The sequence below is a fragment of the Butyrivibrio sp. AE3003 genome (assembly GCF_000686065.1).
Taxonomy (GTDB): Bacteria; Bacillota; Clostridia; order Lachnospirales; family Lachnospiraceae; genus Butyrivibrio; species Butyrivibrio hungatei_A.
Map to the genome: position 1 here is coordinate 1303241 of NZ_JMLX01000001.1, position 16178 is coordinate 1319418.

Consider the following 16178-nt stretch of genomic DNA (forward strand, 5'->3'; position numbering starts at 1 on the left):
CAAGCTTCACACTAGACTCGATAATACCTCGTCAAGTGTTCAGTCTTTAGCGTCCTTGATCGAGAAGCTGATTCTTCCCATCTTATCCTTGCCAAGGCATACAACCTTAACTGTATCACCAAGTGTAAGAACATCCTCTACGCGGTCGATTCTCTCCTTTGAAATCTTGCTGATATGAACCATACCCTCTTTTCCGGGAGCGAACTCAACGAATGCACCAAACTCTTTAATGCTGATTACCTTTCCTGTAAAGGTCTGGCCTTTCTCGAAGTCAGTAACAATGATATTTACCATATCGATTGCCTGCTGGAGCTTCTCCTGGTCTTCTCCGCATACAGAAACCTTGCCGTCATCGGTAATATCGATCTTAACGCCTGTACGAGCGATGATCTCGTTGATTGTCTTTCCTCTCTGTCCGACAACATCACCGATCTTCTCGGGATCGATCTGAATAGATACGATCTTGGGAGCATACTTGGATACTTCCTTACGAGGCTCAGCAATAGCCTTGCTCATACACTCGTCCATGATGAAGAATCTTGCCTCGCGGCACTGCTCGATAGCTGTCTCAACGATAGGCTTTGTAAGACCGTGAATCTTGATATCCATCTGGATAGCTGTGATACCGTCTTTTGTACCTGTTACCTTGAAGTCCATATCTCCGAAGAAGTCTTCAAGTCCCTGGATATCTGTAAGTACGATGAAATCATCGTCTGTATCGCCTGTTACAAGACCGCAACTGATACCTGCAACCATCTTCTTGATGGGAACACCTGCAGCCATAAGTGACATACATGATGCGCAAGTTGAAGCCATTGATGTAGATCCGTTTGACTCAAATGTCTCTGATACGCAACGGATTGCATAAGGGAATTCTTCAGGACTTGGAAGAACGGGAAGAAGTGCTCTCTCTGCAAGTGCACCGTGTCCGATCTCTCTACGTCCGGGTCCTCTTGAAACCTTTGTCTCACCTACTGAATAAGCAGGGAAATTGTACTGGTGTACATATCTCTTATCTGAAGCGAACTCATCAAGTCCCTCAACCTTCTGTGCCTCTGAAAGAGGTGCAAGTGTTGTAACGTCACAGATCTGTGTCTGTCCACGAGTGAACATAGCACTTCCGTGTACTCTGGGAATGATGTCAACCTCAGCTGCAAGAGGTCTGATCTGCTTGATATCACGTCCGTCAGGTCTCTTGTGATCCTTAAGGATCATCTTACGAACTGTCTTCTTCTCATACTGGTAAATAGCCTCACCGAGAATTGCAAGCCATTCTTCGTTCTCTGCAAACTTCTCTGTAAGCTTATCTGTAATCTCTGCGATATTGTTCTCTCTTGTCTGCTTATCGTCTGTAAATACAGCCTTTTCCATCTCCTCGGGAGGAACAACCTCTTTGATTGCGGCAAAGAGCTCTTCGGGAACAGCACAGCTTGTATACTCATGCTTGGGCTTACCGATCTCTGCTACGATTCCCTTGAAGAATTCGATAATCTGAAGGTTTACATCATGAGCCTTGTAGATGGCTTCCTTCATCTTCTCTTCAGGAATCTCGTTTGCTCCGGCCTCGATCATGATAACCTTCTGTCCTACTGATGCAACAGTAAGCTTAAGGTCACCTGTATTCCACTGCTCCTGTGTAGGGTTGATGATAAGCTCACCGTCAACCATACCAACCTGCGTCATAGCACAAGGGCCGTCGAAAGGAATATCCGAAATTGATACAGATACAGATGCACCGAGCATAGCTACAAGTTCAGGTCTGCACTGATTGTCAACTGCCATTACCATAGTCTCGATCGTAACGTCGTTTCTGTAATCCTTAGGGAAAAGAGGACGCATAGGACGGTCGATAACACGGCTTGTAAGGATAGCATTCTCAGAAGGCTTACCCTCTCTCTTGTTATATCCGCCGGGGAACTTGCCCACTGCGTAGAATTTCTCACTGTATTCAACACTCAGAGGGAAGAAATCGATTCCTTCTCTGGGCTTTGCAGATGCTGTAGCTGTACAAAGAACTGTTGTGTCACCATACTGCATAAATGCGCATCCATTAGCTTGTTTACCTACTTTGCCGATCTCTACTTTAAGAGTACGTCCGGCAAGATCCATTGTGTAAGTCTTAACCATTTTAATCTCCTTCACTCACATTAAATAATAATATGATACGTGGGTTTCAAGGTCATAATATGCGCCTCGCAAGAATCGAACCGTATATTATAACTTTGAAAGCCCTAGATCATATTACAACGCATGTACCAAACATTAATAAAGACGGAATAAGCCGATTTGCATCAGCCTCATCCCGCCTTTCTGTTTTACAGATTACTTTCTCAAACCAAGATCTGCGATAAGCTTACGGTAAGCTTCGATGTCCTTCTTCTTAAGGTATCCAAGAAGGCTACGTCTCTGACCAACCATCTTAAGAAGACCTCTTCTTGAGTGGTGATCCTTAGGGTTCTTCTGAAGGTGAGCGTTGAGCTCCTGAATTCTCTCTGTAAGAATTGCAACCTGAACTTCCGGTGAACCTGTATCTCCGGCTTTTCTCGCAAACTTGTTGATAACTTCTGTTTTCTTCTCTTTTGTGATCATTTTTTCACTCCTTAAAATATTTTATGAATCCGCCCGATACACAGACAAGGGTTGGAGTATCCCATATCCGAGTATAGGTAGTTCTGTTGATGTGCCTAAGATTGGTAGGCAACTAAGTTATATTAGCATATATATTCTTTTATGTAAAGTCATTATCGGATTACAGACGAGTTGTCCACTTTGAACAGTCTAAAACCTCCGTGGCAAGCCCATCGTAAAAATCAGGCTCATGGCATACCATCAGAATGCTGCCCTTGTACTCCGAAAGTGCTCTCTTAAGCTCTGTCTTTGCATCAACGTCAAGATGGTTCGTAGGCTCATCAAGAACAAGAAGATTTGATTCCCTGTTTATGAGCTTACAAAGTCTTACTTTCGCCTGCTCTCCTCCGGAAAGCACCTTACACTTGCTTTCTATGTGCTTGGTCGTAAGTCCGCATTTTGCAAGAGCCGAGCGAACCTCATACTGCGAAAATCCCGGAAATTCGTTCCAGATTTCCTGCATACATGTAGTTTCGATATCAGGTGACATCTCCTGCTCAAAATAGCCTATCTCAACGTTTTCTCCAAGTTCTACGGAGCCTTCAAGCGCAGGAATAAGACCGAGAATACTCTTTAAAAGAGTTGTCTTTCCGATTCCGTTTGCACCCGTAAGAACAATCTTTGAATTGCGCTCCATAGTTATGTTAAGAGGCGATGAAAGAGGATCGTCATAGCCTATAACAAGGTCTTTTGTCTCAAATATAACTTTACCCGGAGTCCTTGCAACCTTGAAATTAAACTCAGGCTTCGGCTTTTCTTTTACCATCTCGATTATATCCATATTATCGAGCTTCTTCTGCCTTGCCATCGCCATATTTCTGGTAGCGACTCTTGCTTTGTTTCTCGCAACAAAGTCCTTGAGGTCGGCAATCTCCTGCTGCTGTCTGTTATATGCAGCTTCTCTCTGAGCTTTTTTCATCTCATAGACTTCCATGAACTTGTCGTAATCGCCCACGTATCTGTCAAGAGAATGTGTCTGACCGTCCATGTGGTAAATGATGTTTACCACGCTGTTAAGGAACGGTATGTCATGAGATATGAGGATAAAAGCGTTCTCATAATCCTGAAGATATCTTGTAAGCCATACGATGTGTTCCGCATCAAGATAGTTCGTAGGCTCGTCAAGAAGAAGGATATCGGGCTTTTCAAGAAGGAGCTTGGCAAGAAGGATCTTTGTCCTCTGTCCTCCCGAAAGTTCCGTTACATCCCTGTCAAGGCCAAGGTCAAGAAAGCCCAGCGCCCTTGATACCTCTTCTATCTTGGAATCTATCAGGTAAAAATCATGATTTGTAAGAAGATCCTGAATTGTTCCAAGCTCTTCCATATACTCTTCAAGTGTCTTTTCATCCGCTTCAGCCATTGCATCGCAGATCTCATTCATTCTGCGCTCCATCTCATAAAGCGGCTCATATGCGGAAGCGAGAACGTCTCGTATGGTCATTCCCTGCTTTAGCTCCGCGTGCTGGTCAAGATAACCTACTTTCACATTTTTTTGCCCAATCTATCTTTCCGGCATCAGGCATAAGTTTTCCGATAATAATATTCATAAAGGTGGACTTTCCCTCGCCGTTTGCTCCGACAAGTCCAATGTGCTCACCCTTTAACAATCTGAAAGACACATCATCAAAAATGGCTCTGTCTCCGAAGCCATGTGTGAGATGCTCAACATTTAAAATACTCACTTAAAAACTCCTCACTGCATTTTTTATATCTTGCTGAATCTGTAATTTCAGCTGCTCCATATTTTCAAACTTTATCTCGGGTCTTACAAAGCTGTGGAGCACAACTTCTATATATTCCCCGTACACATCGCGGTCAAAATCATATATATATGTCTCGACGCCAACCTTTTCTTTTTCCGAAATCGTTGGCTTGCGCCCTATATTTGTCATTCCTTTGAACTCATTCTTCCCTATCTTGACCGTACTTGAATACACTCCGTAGGGAGGAAGAAGTTTCATTGAAGGAGGAAGGATATTCACCGTAGGCACGCCAATCGTATGTCCCAGATGATTTCCGTGTTCAACGATTCCGGAAATCGAATACTTCGTTCCAAGAAGCCTTTCGGTGAGATCCATATCCCCGTCAGATACGGCATTTCTGACTCTTGTAGAGCTCACTTCTTCGCCGTCGACCTTCACCTTATCGATAATGCAAAGTTCATACGAAAGCTCTTTTCCAAGTCGCTCAAGGAGCTTACTGTCGCCTTTTCCCTTATTGCCAAAAGAAACATCACTTCCCGCCGCGATAAAACCGGCATTAAGTTCATCCACAAGTATTCTTCTGACAAACTCCTCAGGATCCGTCGCAGCAGTCGCATCATTTAGCGGAAACATCACAAGGATGTCCACTCCAAGCTCCTGAAACGCCTTAAGCTTTTCTTCACGTGTAAAAAGCTGCGGTACGGAGTGCCCTACAAAAAACTCCTCAGGCGAAGGATCGAACGTAAACACAGTTGCCTTAAGTCCATCCTTCTTCTTTTCAAGAATCCTGGAAAGAAGTTCCTTATGTCCCACATGTATACCGTCAAATTTTCCTATTGCTACCGCAGTTTTTTCGCGGATATTCAATTTATCAAGTTCAGTTATTATCTTCATTTCGATCCGATATCCGTTCCGATTATTTTTCAAAAAAGAATTTATCTACGTTAAACATACCCGTCTTGGCACTGAATGTATATATCCCAAAGAAAACATCATCCTCCGAATATACTCTGAACTTATTGCCCTCGGAAAACATCTCTTTTTCAAATTCCTTGTCATTTACGCCCTCGGGATCTTCATTTACGATATTATTCCTCCTGAAGCTGTTTCCGTTCTCTAAAAGCGTTCTGGCGGCGTTTTTCACATGTATTTTATCAAGATCTCTGAAAATATATTCAGGCGACTGTATGATCTCGGGAAGCGTTCCCGCATCCCTCATATTCTCAATCTGAGAAAGGGTCACAGCGGTATCAAGAGTAAATGCTCCTACTCTCGTTCTTGTAAGATGCTGCATTGCCGCACCGCATCCGAGTCTGAGGCCGATGTCATGGCAAAGAGTCCTTATATATGTCCCCTTGCTGCACTTAACTTCTATTGTGAAAAGGCCGTCCGAATCAATATGCGAATCATCAAGAACCGATATCGCGGATATGTGGACTTTTCTAGGTTTACGTTCAACCTCAATGCCTTCTCTCGCAAGCTCATAAAGCTTTCTTCCGTCTTTCTTGATAGCGGAATACATGGGGGGAATCTGATCGTAATCGCCGATAAATGCTTGCACCGCTTCGTGTACCTGTTCTTTTGTAACTTTGACGTCCAATGTCTCCAAGATGTTCCCTGACATATCCTGGGTATCAGTGGTTACTCCGAGCCTGCAGACGGCAATGTACTCCTTGTCATGATCTGTAAGCATCTCGACAAGCTTGGTGCCCGTTCCGAGGCATACAACAAGAACGCCCACCGCATCAGGATCAAGAGTCCCCGTATGGCCGATCTTTTTTTGCTTAAGTATTCCTCTTAACTTTGCAACCACGTCATTTGAAGTAAATCCGGGTTCTTTATAGATATTTATAAGTCCGTTGTAATTACTTTTCATATTCTCCCGTGCTCTCAAAAAGGTACCCCTAAATGTAATCTTTATGGGTACCTTTTTCGTTTAATACAATATGTTCTCACTCTTCAAGCTGATGCTGAACATATTTCATTATATTGTTTATTACATCATGATAAGTTCCGTTTACGCTGCATCCTGCCGCTCTCTGATGACCACCGCCTCCAAATATCGCTGCAACCTTGGCTACATCGACAGCGCCGTTACTGCGAAGGCTGACCTTATATTCCAAAGGAGCCAGCTCATAAGCAAAAATCGAACAATCAACTCCGATGGTGAGAAGCATCTGACTTACTATACCATCAAGATCGCTTGATTCAGCGCCGTAGAAATCCATTGTCTGCTTAGAGATAACAGATACGATACATCTTCCGTCAAGAAGACGAATGCTCTCTAAAAGCGCTCTTCCAAGTATCTGGTTCTGAAGATAAGTCTTTTCATAAAAAACATGGTCGATAAGACTTCCGAAATCAAAACCGTAAGCTATGAGTTTTGCCGCAATCTCCATTGTCTTCGGAGATGTGTTTGAATATTTGAAGACTCCCGTGTCAGTAACCATTCCGGTATAAATAGCCTTAGCTATCTCAACATCCATGCGCTCTTTATCAAGAACGTCATAAACAAGCTCACAAGCAGAACTTGCTGTAGGAACAACGTAATTTGCATCACCTGTTCCGGGATTACTGATGTGATGATCTATATTTACCGTCTTTTTTGCAGAATCAAAAAACTTCTCCGCGCCGCCTGTGCGCTCTTTTCCGCAATCAAGCGCAATAAACAGATCGTAGCTTTCAACTTCCGAAACAAAATCATTGTTTATCTTGTCGGAATCTTTGATAAATGTAAGCTCCTGAGGTATTTTTTCAAGAAAAACATCCACCTTGATATTCGGATAATTCTTTCTGAGGTAAAGATACATACTCATACATGACCCAACACAGTCTCCGTCAGGTCTCACATGTCCGCTGATTCCAACTGTACCGACATTAGTCAAATAATCATCAATCCTCATCGATTTCCTCTCCGCGAGCAATCTTTGCTTCATTATCCTTTGCTGTTACTTCATCAATCTTCTTGGACATATTGATTGCATATTCAATGGAGTCATCCATGATAAAGCGAAGCTCGGGCGTATATCTCATATTGAGCTCTTTTGCCAGAGTACTTCTGATATATCCCGCTGCGCTCTTAAGTCCGGCTTCGGTTCTCTCCCTATCCTCATCATTTCCCATTACAGTAACCCAGACCTTACATGTCTTAAGGTCCGGAGCAACTTCAACATCCATTACGGATGTCATTGGACTGATTCTGGGATCTTTGCTATATCTGATAGCTTCGGATATAACTTTCTGAACCTCACCGTTTATTCTTTTATTTTTATTGCTGTTCTTTCGCATTTTTACCTTTCTTAGGTTCTGGGTACTTCCACCATCTCGTAAGCTTCTACAAGATCACCTTCGTGAATCTGATCAAAACCGTCAAATACAAGACCGCACTCGAAGCCTTCCTTAACTTCCTTGACATCGTCCTTGAATCTCTTAAGGGATGCAAGATCACCTTCGAAGATTTGCTCACCATCTCTGGAAATACGAACCTTGCAATTTTTCTTAATGATACCGTCCTTAACGAAGGAACCTGCGATATTTCCGACCTTAGAAGCCTTGAATATCTGTCTGACTTCGGCATGTCCGGTAACTCTCTCTTCGAAGATAGGAGCAAGCATACCCTTCATGGCAAATTCGATTTCTTCGATTGCCTGGTAGATAACCTTGTAAAGCTTGATCTCTACGCCTTCGTGCTCTGCCATGCTCTTTGCTGTCGCATCGGGACGAACGTCAAATCCGATGATGATAGCACTTGAAGCTGCGGCCAGAGTTACGTCAGACTCATTGATGGCACCAACACCGCCGTGAATAACCTTAACAACAACTTCCTCGTTTGAAAGCTTAAGGAGGCTCTGCTTAAGTGCCTCTACGCTACCCTGAACGTCTGCCTTGATAATAATATTGAGTTCCTGAAGTCTGCCTTCCTCAATCTTGGAGTACAGATCGTCAAGTGACATCTTAGCCTTTGTCTCTTCGATAAGGTCTTTCTTATGCTGCTGAAGGTATGTGTTGGCATACTGCTTAGCCTGCTTGTCAGTCTCATGTCCAAGGAATACTTCACCTGCGTTTGGAACATCTGAAAGGCCAAGAATCTCAACAGGCTGTGAAGGAAGTGCTTCCTTGAGCTTGTTGCCCTTATCGTCAACCATCGCTCTAACCTTACCTGAGCTTGCACCGGCTGAAATGAAGTCACCAACGTGAAGTGTACCCTTCTGAACAAGTACGTTTGCAACAGGTCCGCGACCCTTATCAAGTCTTGCCTCAAGTACGAGACCTCTTGCTTCTCTGTCAGGATTAGCCTTGAGCTCGAGAATATCAGCTGTAAGAATGATAGTCTCAAGAAGCGTCTCAATTCCCTCTCCGGACTTAGCTGAAACGGGAACAAATTCTGTTGTTCCGCCCCAATCTGTTGAAATAAGGCCATATTCAGTCATTTCCTGCTTAACCTTATCGATATTTGCATTAGGCTTATCTATCTTATTAACTGCTACGATAATCTCAACTTCGGCTGCCTTGGCATGGTTGATAGCCTCAACAGTCTGTGGCATTACACCATCATCGGCAGCAACAACAAGAACTGCGATATCTGTTGATGTAGCACCTCTCATACGCATTGCAGTGAATGCTTCGTGACCGGGAGTATCAAGGAATGTGATCTTCTGGTCATTTACAGATACAGTGTAAGCACCGATTCTCTGTGTGATACCGCCTGCCTCTCTGTCTGTAACGCTTGTCTTACGAATAGCATCAAGAAGTGAAGTCTTACCATGGTCAACGTGACCCATTACGCAGACAACAGGAGGTCTCTTCTTAAGTGTCTCTTCTGCGTCCTCATCCTCTTTAAGAAGCTCCTCGATAATATCAACGGGAATCTCCTTCTCACAGATGATGTCATATTCGATAGCTATATTCTCGGCCTCTTCATAAGTAAGCTCTGTATTAACGGTAGAAATCTGACCTGCCATAAAGAGCTTCTTGATGATTACTGAAGGCTGCATCTTCATCTTCTCAGCAAGTTCCTTGATGGAAACCTTCTCGGGAATTGAGATAACCTTGATCTGCTCTTCGGGTTCTTCAACCTTCTTAACTTCAGGCTTGATGAATCTGCCGACTCTCTTACTTCTCGGCATCATCTCTTCCTGCTCGTAAGCAAGATCCTTCTTGTTTCTCTTATCCTTTTCCTGACCGATTCTTCTTCTCTCGTCGTCTCTGCGACCTGAGTTTTCTTTCTGAGGTGCATCGGCAAATCCGCCTCTTGCGCCCTTATCAAACTTATTTCCGGCAAACTTATTGTTGTCGCCCTTGCCCCTGAACTTACCGTTCTGAGCATTGTTTCCGTTATTGTTGTCCCTGCGTGGACCGTTACCCTGAGCATTGTTGTTTCTGGGTCCGCCCTGTGCACCGTTTCTGTTCTGGAATGAGTTTCTGTCTCCGTTCTGACGAGGGCCTCTGTTATCTCTTCTATCGGCACCGTTTCTGTTATTGTTCTGTGCAGGAGCCGCATTTCTCTCTGCGGGTCTTTCTGTTTTCTCCTTAACGGGTGCCTTTACCGGCTGCTTATTCTCAACAGCAGTCTCCTTAGGCTTAACAGCCTGTGTCTCCTGCTTTGCGGGAGCTTCCTGCTTGGCAGGTGCCTGCTTCTGAACCGGAGTCTTGGGAATAGAACTGTTTCCGTAGCTCTCAAGCTGAGAAGGTGCAGTTAAAGGCTTAATGGGATGATAAACATTCTGTGACTGAGCAAAAGTTCCTCTTCTGTTGTTCTGATTACCGGAATTTCTGTTGTCACGTCTCTGGTTGTTATTTCCCGCATTATTGTTATTCTGGTTCTGATAGCCGCCCATCTTGGAATTTCCGGCATTTGTAACCATTATGATCTTTTTCTTTTTCTTAGGTGCATCACCTGAAGCACTCTGATCAGACGCGCCTTTTGCAGATGCGTCTGTCTTAGCAGGCTTAGCTTCCTTATTGGCATTGGAGGGTGCATCATTTGCACTCTTTTTGCCGAAATGCTTTCTTGCAATTTCCGCCTCATTGTCATCAATCGAGCTGTTCGAACGCTTCGCCTCTATTCCCTTTTCCTGCAAAAAGCTAAGCAGTGCTTTTCCTTCACACCCAAGCTCTGTTGCAAGTTCAGATATCTTAATTTTTGCCATTCACATTTCCTCCAACTAATCTTCTTGTAGTAAGTTCTTTAAAAGCGATTGCGCCAGCCCTTTGTCGGTGATGACAAGGCTTGTTCGAACTCCTTTACCAACTGCATGCCCGAGGCTCTCCATGTCTCCAAAAAAAGCAATAGGCACATTATAATAACTACATTTATCTTTGAACTGCTTCTTTGTGTTATCAGAAGCATCTTCACTCACTATCACGACACATGCTTTGCCGCTGCGGATCGCATCCAATACGGAAAACTCTCCGCTCTTTAATTTCCCGGCCCTTGCACTAAGGCCAAGCAAAGAATAAATCTTTTTACTATCCAATTTACTCTCCGAGCTCCTTATTCATCTGCTCAAGTATGTCTCCGGGAATCTGAGCTTTCAAAGATTTCTCAAGTCCCCTGTTCTTAACTGCTTTTTTTAGACATTCGGCACTGTTACATATATATGCGCCTCTTCCATTCGCCCTGCCTGTGACATCAAGACATATCTCACCTTCGGGAGTCTTGATAACTCTTATCATGTCCTTCTTGTCACGCATCTCTCCGCAGCCTACACACTTTCTTGTTGGAATTTTCTTCTGCATCTTATTCCTCTGCGTCAGTGTCCTCTTCTACTTCAATTTCAGCATCTTCTGCTTCTTCGATCTCAGCGTCGTCTACTTCAACTTCTTCTACTTCTTCGATCTCAGCGTCGTCTACTTCAACTTCTTCTACTTCTTCGATCTCGCCTTCTTCATACTCCTCATCGTAATCTTCTTCATCATCAAGATAATCTTCCATACGGAATCCGGGAGCATCCTTAGCCTGTGTTTCGCTCTTTATATCGATCTTGTAACCTGTAAGTCTTGCTGCAAGTCTTGCATTCTGACCTTCCTTACCGATTGCAAGTGAAAGCTGATAATCGGGAACGACTACCTTAGCACTCTTCTCATCGGGATCGGCAAATACGGCAACGATCTTTGCGGGTGAAAGAGCATTCTGAATGAGGTTACCGGGGTTCTCATCCCAGTTGATAACATCGATCTTCTCACCGTTAAGCTCATCTACAATAAGATTAACTCTTGCTCCGTTGACACCTACGCAAGCACCTACAGCATCAACATTCGGATTGTTTGAGTATACGGCGATCTTTGTACGGCTTCCTGCTTCTCTCGCGATACTCTTGATCTCTACTGTTCCGTCCTGAATCTCTGCAACTTCCTGCTCGAAAAGTCTCTTTACAAGATCGGGATGAGTTCTTGAAACAAGAATTCTGGGTCCCTTCGAACCGTTCTTTACTTCGAGGACATAAAGTCTGATTCTTGATGTAGGTTTGTAGAAACCTGATTTTGCCTCGCTCTCAACCTGCTCGTTCTCATTGAGAATAGCATCTGCACGGCCAAGATTGATGCTGATATTCTTGCCGACATATCTCTGAATAACACCGGTAACAATATCATGCTCTTTCTTGTAATACTCGTTATATATAGCTCCGCGCTCTTCCTCACGGATCTTCTGAAGAATTACGTTCTTGGCATTCTGAGTAGCAATACGGCCGAACTCTTTGGAATTGAGGGGAACATTGACAATATCATCAACCTTGCTCTTCTTGCTGATCTTCTTGGCATCATCAAGAGAGATTTCAAGCATAGGATCCATAACATCATCTGCGGTTTCAACAACTGTTTTCTCAGCATAGCACTTGAAATCACAGTTCTCTCTGTCAACTTCTACCCTGATGTTCTCAGCCTTTCCGAAATTATTCTTGCAGGCTGTGACAAGAGAATTCTCAATAGCATCAAACAGAGAATCCTTGCTGATGTTCTTCTCCTTCTCCAAGAGGTCAAGGGCATCCATTAATTCTTTACTCATCGTAGTCTCCTTCTTTTTCGCCCGGATTAAAAATCCAGAGCAAGCTTAATAACTGATATTTCTTTTCTCAAAAAAGTTTCGTCTTTGTCATTTATAGTTACGGTAACCGAAGTGCTATCGTAGCTCTTAAGTGTACCGGCAAACTCTTTTACTCCGTCAATCGCCTTGTATAGCTTAAGCTCAACTTCCTTACCGAGACTGTTCTCAAAATGTCTGTCCTTCTTAAGCTGCCTTCCCAGTCCTGGACTGCTGACTTCAAGTGTATATGCATCCTCAATGAAGTCATCCACGTCGAGGGCATCGGATAAAGCATGATTTACATTGACGCAATCGTTGATATTAACCCCTTCGTCCTTGTCAATATATGCTCTGAGGTACCACTCTCCGGCTTCCTTCACATATTCGACATCATAAATCCTTACACCGTTTGCCTCCGCAATAGGTGCGAGCAGTTCTTCTGTTTTCTTCTCGATATCTTCTTTCCTGGACATTCAATCTCCTTAAATTCAGATATTTCAAATTTCACTTCTTTATTTTTGCCGTCAATGAAATATGAAAAAAATCCGAAACATGCAAAAAGTGGACTCGCGAAAGTCCACTCCTAAAATCAACTACATTATAACTTGCGTCGCGCTGTTTGTAAACAGCTACTTCAAAGAAAAAATCAAGTCACAAAGGACTTGATCTCGGGTTGGGCTGTTAAAAACAGTCTTGCGTACCTCGTAGCGGAATCGAACCGCTGATTCTGCCGTGAGAGGGCAGCGTCTTAACCGCTTGACCAACGAGGCTTAGTAGCTTTGTGTCAGCCGCTGTATCGCGGCGACTTGTTTATATTATCTCATAGTTTGAAATAATGCAAGCACTTTTTTAAATTTTTTTCAAAAAATTTTAAAAAAGTAGCCGTCACTGCCCTTTTTGCGCTGTATATATATGGAAAAAGCCGCATGGAAAGCGGTTTTCTCTTGAACACATCATCCTCTATCATGGTGAAAACGATTGATGCTGTATAACATCACAATCTACAAGAAATCTTAAGATTTTTCGTAGGTATTTCTTAAGATTTATATGATATCCTATCTAAGTCAGCAGGTTTTTCAACAACCATTCTTTGCTGAATTCATGGCTTATCGCCAAATCTATACAATTGAAAGGTGCATATGGGAAAGAAAGATATTGCAGAAAAGCATTTTGAAGAAATCAATAAAATCTTCGCAGACATTGTAAACGGAACATTATTTGGAGGAAATCAAACCATCAAAGAGGACGAACTAATCGACCTCCCACATAAATCACAGTATAAAGCTGATGACGGCAAGTTACACGAACAAGAACGTGATATTGTAAAACGATGGTCAAAAGAAAATGTCATATTTTCCATAATAGGAATTGAAAATCAGACCACAATAGATAAAGACATGGTCTTACGCGTGATCGGTTATGACGGAGCATCATACAGAAGCCAGCTTCTGGAAAAAAATCAATCCAAGCGATATCCGGTTATAACTATTGTGTTATACTATGGAAAAGAGGCATGGAATGCTCCCAGAAATCTCAAAGAAAGATTAGACATTCCAAAATGTCTTGATAAATATGTAAGTGATTATCATATCAATGTATTTGATATCTCTCACATGACCAATAACGAAATCAACACTTTGTTTCATAGCGATTTTAAAATACTTGCCAAATACATGAGTGGGATTACCGACACAGCTGATTATAATGAACAAATCGAGTTTCCTGATCCACTACTAAAAATAATATCTGTCTTAACAGGTAATAACCATTTTGAAATATTACGAGAACGCTTTCCAAAAGGAGGTACTACAATGAATTACTTACTTGATGATGCAATAAACAAAGGTCTGCTTGAAGGAAAAAATGAAGCCAACCGTCAAACAGCAATCAATCTTATAAAAAACGGAGTTTCTTTAGATACAATCATTGCTTCAATTCCGGATCTTCCAAAAGATGAAATTCAAAAGATTTTTGATAGCATCACCCAAAATGAAGCCAAATAATTTCAGGCACCATCCCTGAATTGTGGATGGTGCCTGTTTTCTGCTTATTTACTGAGTTCTGCAAGCAGCGTCTCATAATCCATATCGCCGCACAGCTCTTTGTAATCATACTTGCTGTATTTTGTGGTTATTTTTTTAATTTCTTTTTCGGACATTTTCTTGTCAGTATTGTTATGATATTCGACAAAGCAATCATCTCCATCGGACGCAGCAAGTTCTTCTTCAGAGGGATTTCCGTCACCGTCAAGATCTTTGAAATAGATATATTTTATATAATAATCCGTCGCAATCTCACCTTTATCGCGCTTTGACATAAATGAAGTGTAATGAACGTTATAATCGGAATTATCATTGATGAAAACATTTTTTCTTTCGGCATAGTAATATCCGGAATTAGCGCCTGCTCCATATGCCCAACCATCAATAAGCCTGTGAATATGGCCGTCTTCATATGCAAAAAGCGACACCCAATATCCGGGCCGTCCGATTACAAGTTCAGGAATATCGTCATCATCAGTATATGCAAGATCAAACTTATAGCCGTCATCTGCCACATGATAGATCTTTGCCATTTGAGCATATACCTCTTTATAGTTGTTATACACTCCGTTTTCATTGTCACCAAGAAGATATTTTTTTGCTCCTGCTATTGTTAGATTGCCTTTTAGTTCAGGTACATTTTCTTCATCCAGCTCTGCAATTCCACAGAAACCATTTGATTCATAATCATATTCATGCAAAATAATCTTTTTTCCGCAATATGAAATACACAAAACAGCAATATCCTGATAGCCGTCTGCGTAAAAATCAAAAAAGCCTATATCGTCAATAATTACCGGATATTGTGCATCATCAGATGCTTTGACATAATACCGAATGGTTGTAAGATATTTCCCATCTTTTACGATTTCTAATTCCGTCTCTTCAGGATCAACATTATATGTATAAAAACGCAGAGGACTGTCAAACTGTGTCAAATTCGCATCGAATGTTTTGTCTTTGACGCAAAGATCGTCCCACTGAATCTCATTTGATATCATTACAAGTTCATCATTTTCTTTAGTGAATTTCAAAACTCTGTCGGCGTCTTTTCCATAATGATCATCTGTAGCCATCTTGAATCTGATAGTATATACGTTTCCTTCTTTTTCTCCTGAAACACAACTGCAGTATTTTAGTTCCTTCCAACATACATTCATAAAATAATATGAATCATACTTCTCCAGATAGATCCAATGATTATAATCGTCTCCCCATGTATCCAGATCATCTTTATCGGGAGCATACTCATATCCTGCATGTTTTTTCGTGAAATTCATCATATCAGTCTTTCTAATAACTATAAAAGTGTCAATATCGTAAAGACAATCTTGATGTGTTGCCTCCAGATAGGCTTCTTTCTCGTCCTCACTTATATTTTCTACATTTATTCCTGCACCGTTTTGAAAAACATCTTCCCACTCAATATCCTTGGGGCTGTTAAATCCGTCATCTAAAAAACCGCTATATTCACAAGTCCAGAACAACTGAGCAAATTCAGCCAGTTCTTCATTTGTCAAAGCGTTTTCCACAACCTCGCTTTGGGCTTCGGATGCCGAATCAGCTTCAGATCCGCTTTCCACCGCAGCTGTAGACTGCGCATCCCCGTTCGGTGCCTTGGCACATCCTGCAAGCAGAGATGCCAGCGCAGCTAACGCAAATACTTTTTTCTTCATTGATTGTCCTTTCGTTGCCCATTACCTAACCCAAAGCATATTATACATAGGTGCAGGCATTTGAACTGTGAAATGTTTGTGTAGTTTACGCCGTATCTGACATTTT

At 42.3% G+C, this 16178-nt stretch carries 13 protein-coding genes, 1 tRNA gene and 1 pseudogene; 1 reads left to right on the forward strand and 14 read right to left on the reverse strand.

Annotated elements, in window-relative coordinates; genetic code table 11:
- Positions 1 to 39: 39 nt before the first annotated feature.
- The 13 genes and pseudogenes from CD00_RS0106240 to CD00_RS0106300 form a co-directional block, all read right to left on the reverse strand.
- The gene (locus CD00_RS0106240) at positions 40 to 2127 is read right to left on the reverse strand and encodes a polyribonucleotide nucleotidyltransferase (protein ID WP_026655176.1); all 2088 of its coding nucleotides are present in this window, start codon (positions 2125 to 2127) and stop codon (positions 40 to 42) included.
- Positions 2128 to 2322: 195 nt separating this feature from the next.
- The gene (rpsO, locus tag CD00_RS0106245) at positions 2323 to 2589 is read right to left on the reverse strand and encodes a 30S ribosomal protein S15 (RefSeq protein WP_024864377.1); all 267 of its coding nucleotides are present in this window, start codon (positions 2587 to 2589) and stop codon (positions 2323 to 2325) included.
- 160 nt (positions 2590 to 2749) lie between these two features.
- Positions 2750 to 4310, reverse strand: a pseudogene (locus CD00_RS17470) (ABC-F family ATP-binding cassette domain-containing protein).
- Entirely contained in the window at positions 4311 to 5225 is a 915-nt protein-coding gene (locus CD00_RS0106255; RefSeq protein ID WP_026655177.1) for a bifunctional riboflavin kinase/FAD synthetase, read from the reverse strand.
- Positions 5226 to 5247: 22 nt separating this feature from the next.
- On the reverse strand, positions 5248 to 6207 hold the full coding sequence (truB, locus tag CD00_RS0106260; protein WP_034462003.1) for a tRNA pseudouridine(55) synthase TruB: 960 nt from the start codon (positions 6205 to 6207) through the stop codon (positions 5248 to 5250).
- 76 nt (positions 6208 to 6283) lie between these two features.
- A complete protein-coding gene (locus tag CD00_RS0106265) occupies positions 6284 to 7234 on the reverse strand; it encodes a DHH family phosphoesterase (RefSeq protein ID WP_026655179.1) in 951 nt (316 codons plus the stop codon).
- On the reverse strand, positions 7224 to 7619 hold the full coding sequence (gene rbfA / locus CD00_RS0106270; RefSeq protein WP_026514257.1) for a 30S ribosome-binding factor RbfA: 396 nt from the start codon (positions 7617 to 7619) through the stop codon (positions 7224 to 7226). Before rbfA ends, CD00_RS0106265 begins: the two co-directional genes overlap by 11 nt.
- 11 nt (positions 7620 to 7630) lie before the next feature.
- Entirely contained in the window at positions 7631 to 10480 is a 2850-nt protein-coding gene (gene infB / locus CD00_RS0106275; RefSeq protein ID WP_081670506.1) for a translation initiation factor IF-2, read from the reverse strand.
- A gap of 15 nt (positions 10481 to 10495) precedes the next feature.
- The gene (locus CD00_RS0106280) at positions 10496 to 10807 is read right to left on the reverse strand and encodes a L7Ae/L30e/S12e/Gadd45 family ribosomal protein (protein ID WP_026655181.1); all 312 of its coding nucleotides are present in this window, start codon (positions 10805 to 10807) and stop codon (positions 10496 to 10498) included.
- A gap of 1 nt (position 10808) precedes the next feature.
- Complete coding sequence (gene rnpM, locus CD00_RS0106285; protein WP_026655182.1) at positions 10809 to 11069, reverse strand: RNase P modulator RnpM; 261 nt, start codon at positions 11067 to 11069, stop codon at positions 10809 to 10811.
- Between the two features lies 1 nt (position 11070).
- Positions 11071 to 12336, reverse strand: coding sequence for a transcription termination factor NusA (gene nusA / locus CD00_RS0106290; protein WP_026655184.1), 1266 nt, complete (start codon positions 12334 to 12336; stop codon positions 11071 to 11073).
- A 26-nt stretch (positions 12337 to 12362) separates the two neighbouring features.
- Complete coding sequence (gene rimP, locus CD00_RS0106295; RefSeq protein WP_026655185.1) at positions 12363 to 12827, reverse strand: ribosome maturation factor RimP; 465 nt, start codon at positions 12825 to 12827, stop codon at positions 12363 to 12365.
- A gap of 225 nt (positions 12828 to 13052) precedes the next feature.
- Positions 13053 to 13124, reverse strand: a tRNA-Glu gene (locus tag CD00_RS0106300).
- 369 nt (positions 13125 to 13493) lie between these two features.
- Here CD00_RS0106300 and CD00_RS17475 point away from each other — a divergent pair.
- Positions 13494 to 14357, forward strand: coding sequence for an Rpn family recombination-promoting nuclease/putative transposase (locus tag CD00_RS17475; protein ID WP_051198925.1), 864 nt, complete (start codon positions 13494 to 13496; stop codon positions 14355 to 14357).
- Between the two features lie 44 nt (positions 14358 to 14401).
- Here the strand turns inward: CD00_RS17475 and CD00_RS0106310 are convergent, their stop codons facing one another.
- The gene (locus CD00_RS0106310) at positions 14402 to 16072 is read right to left on the reverse strand and encodes a hypothetical protein (RefSeq protein WP_026655186.1); all 1671 of its coding nucleotides are present in this window, start codon (positions 16070 to 16072) and stop codon (positions 14402 to 14404) included.
- Between the last annotated feature and the right edge of the window lie 106 nt (positions 16073 to 16178).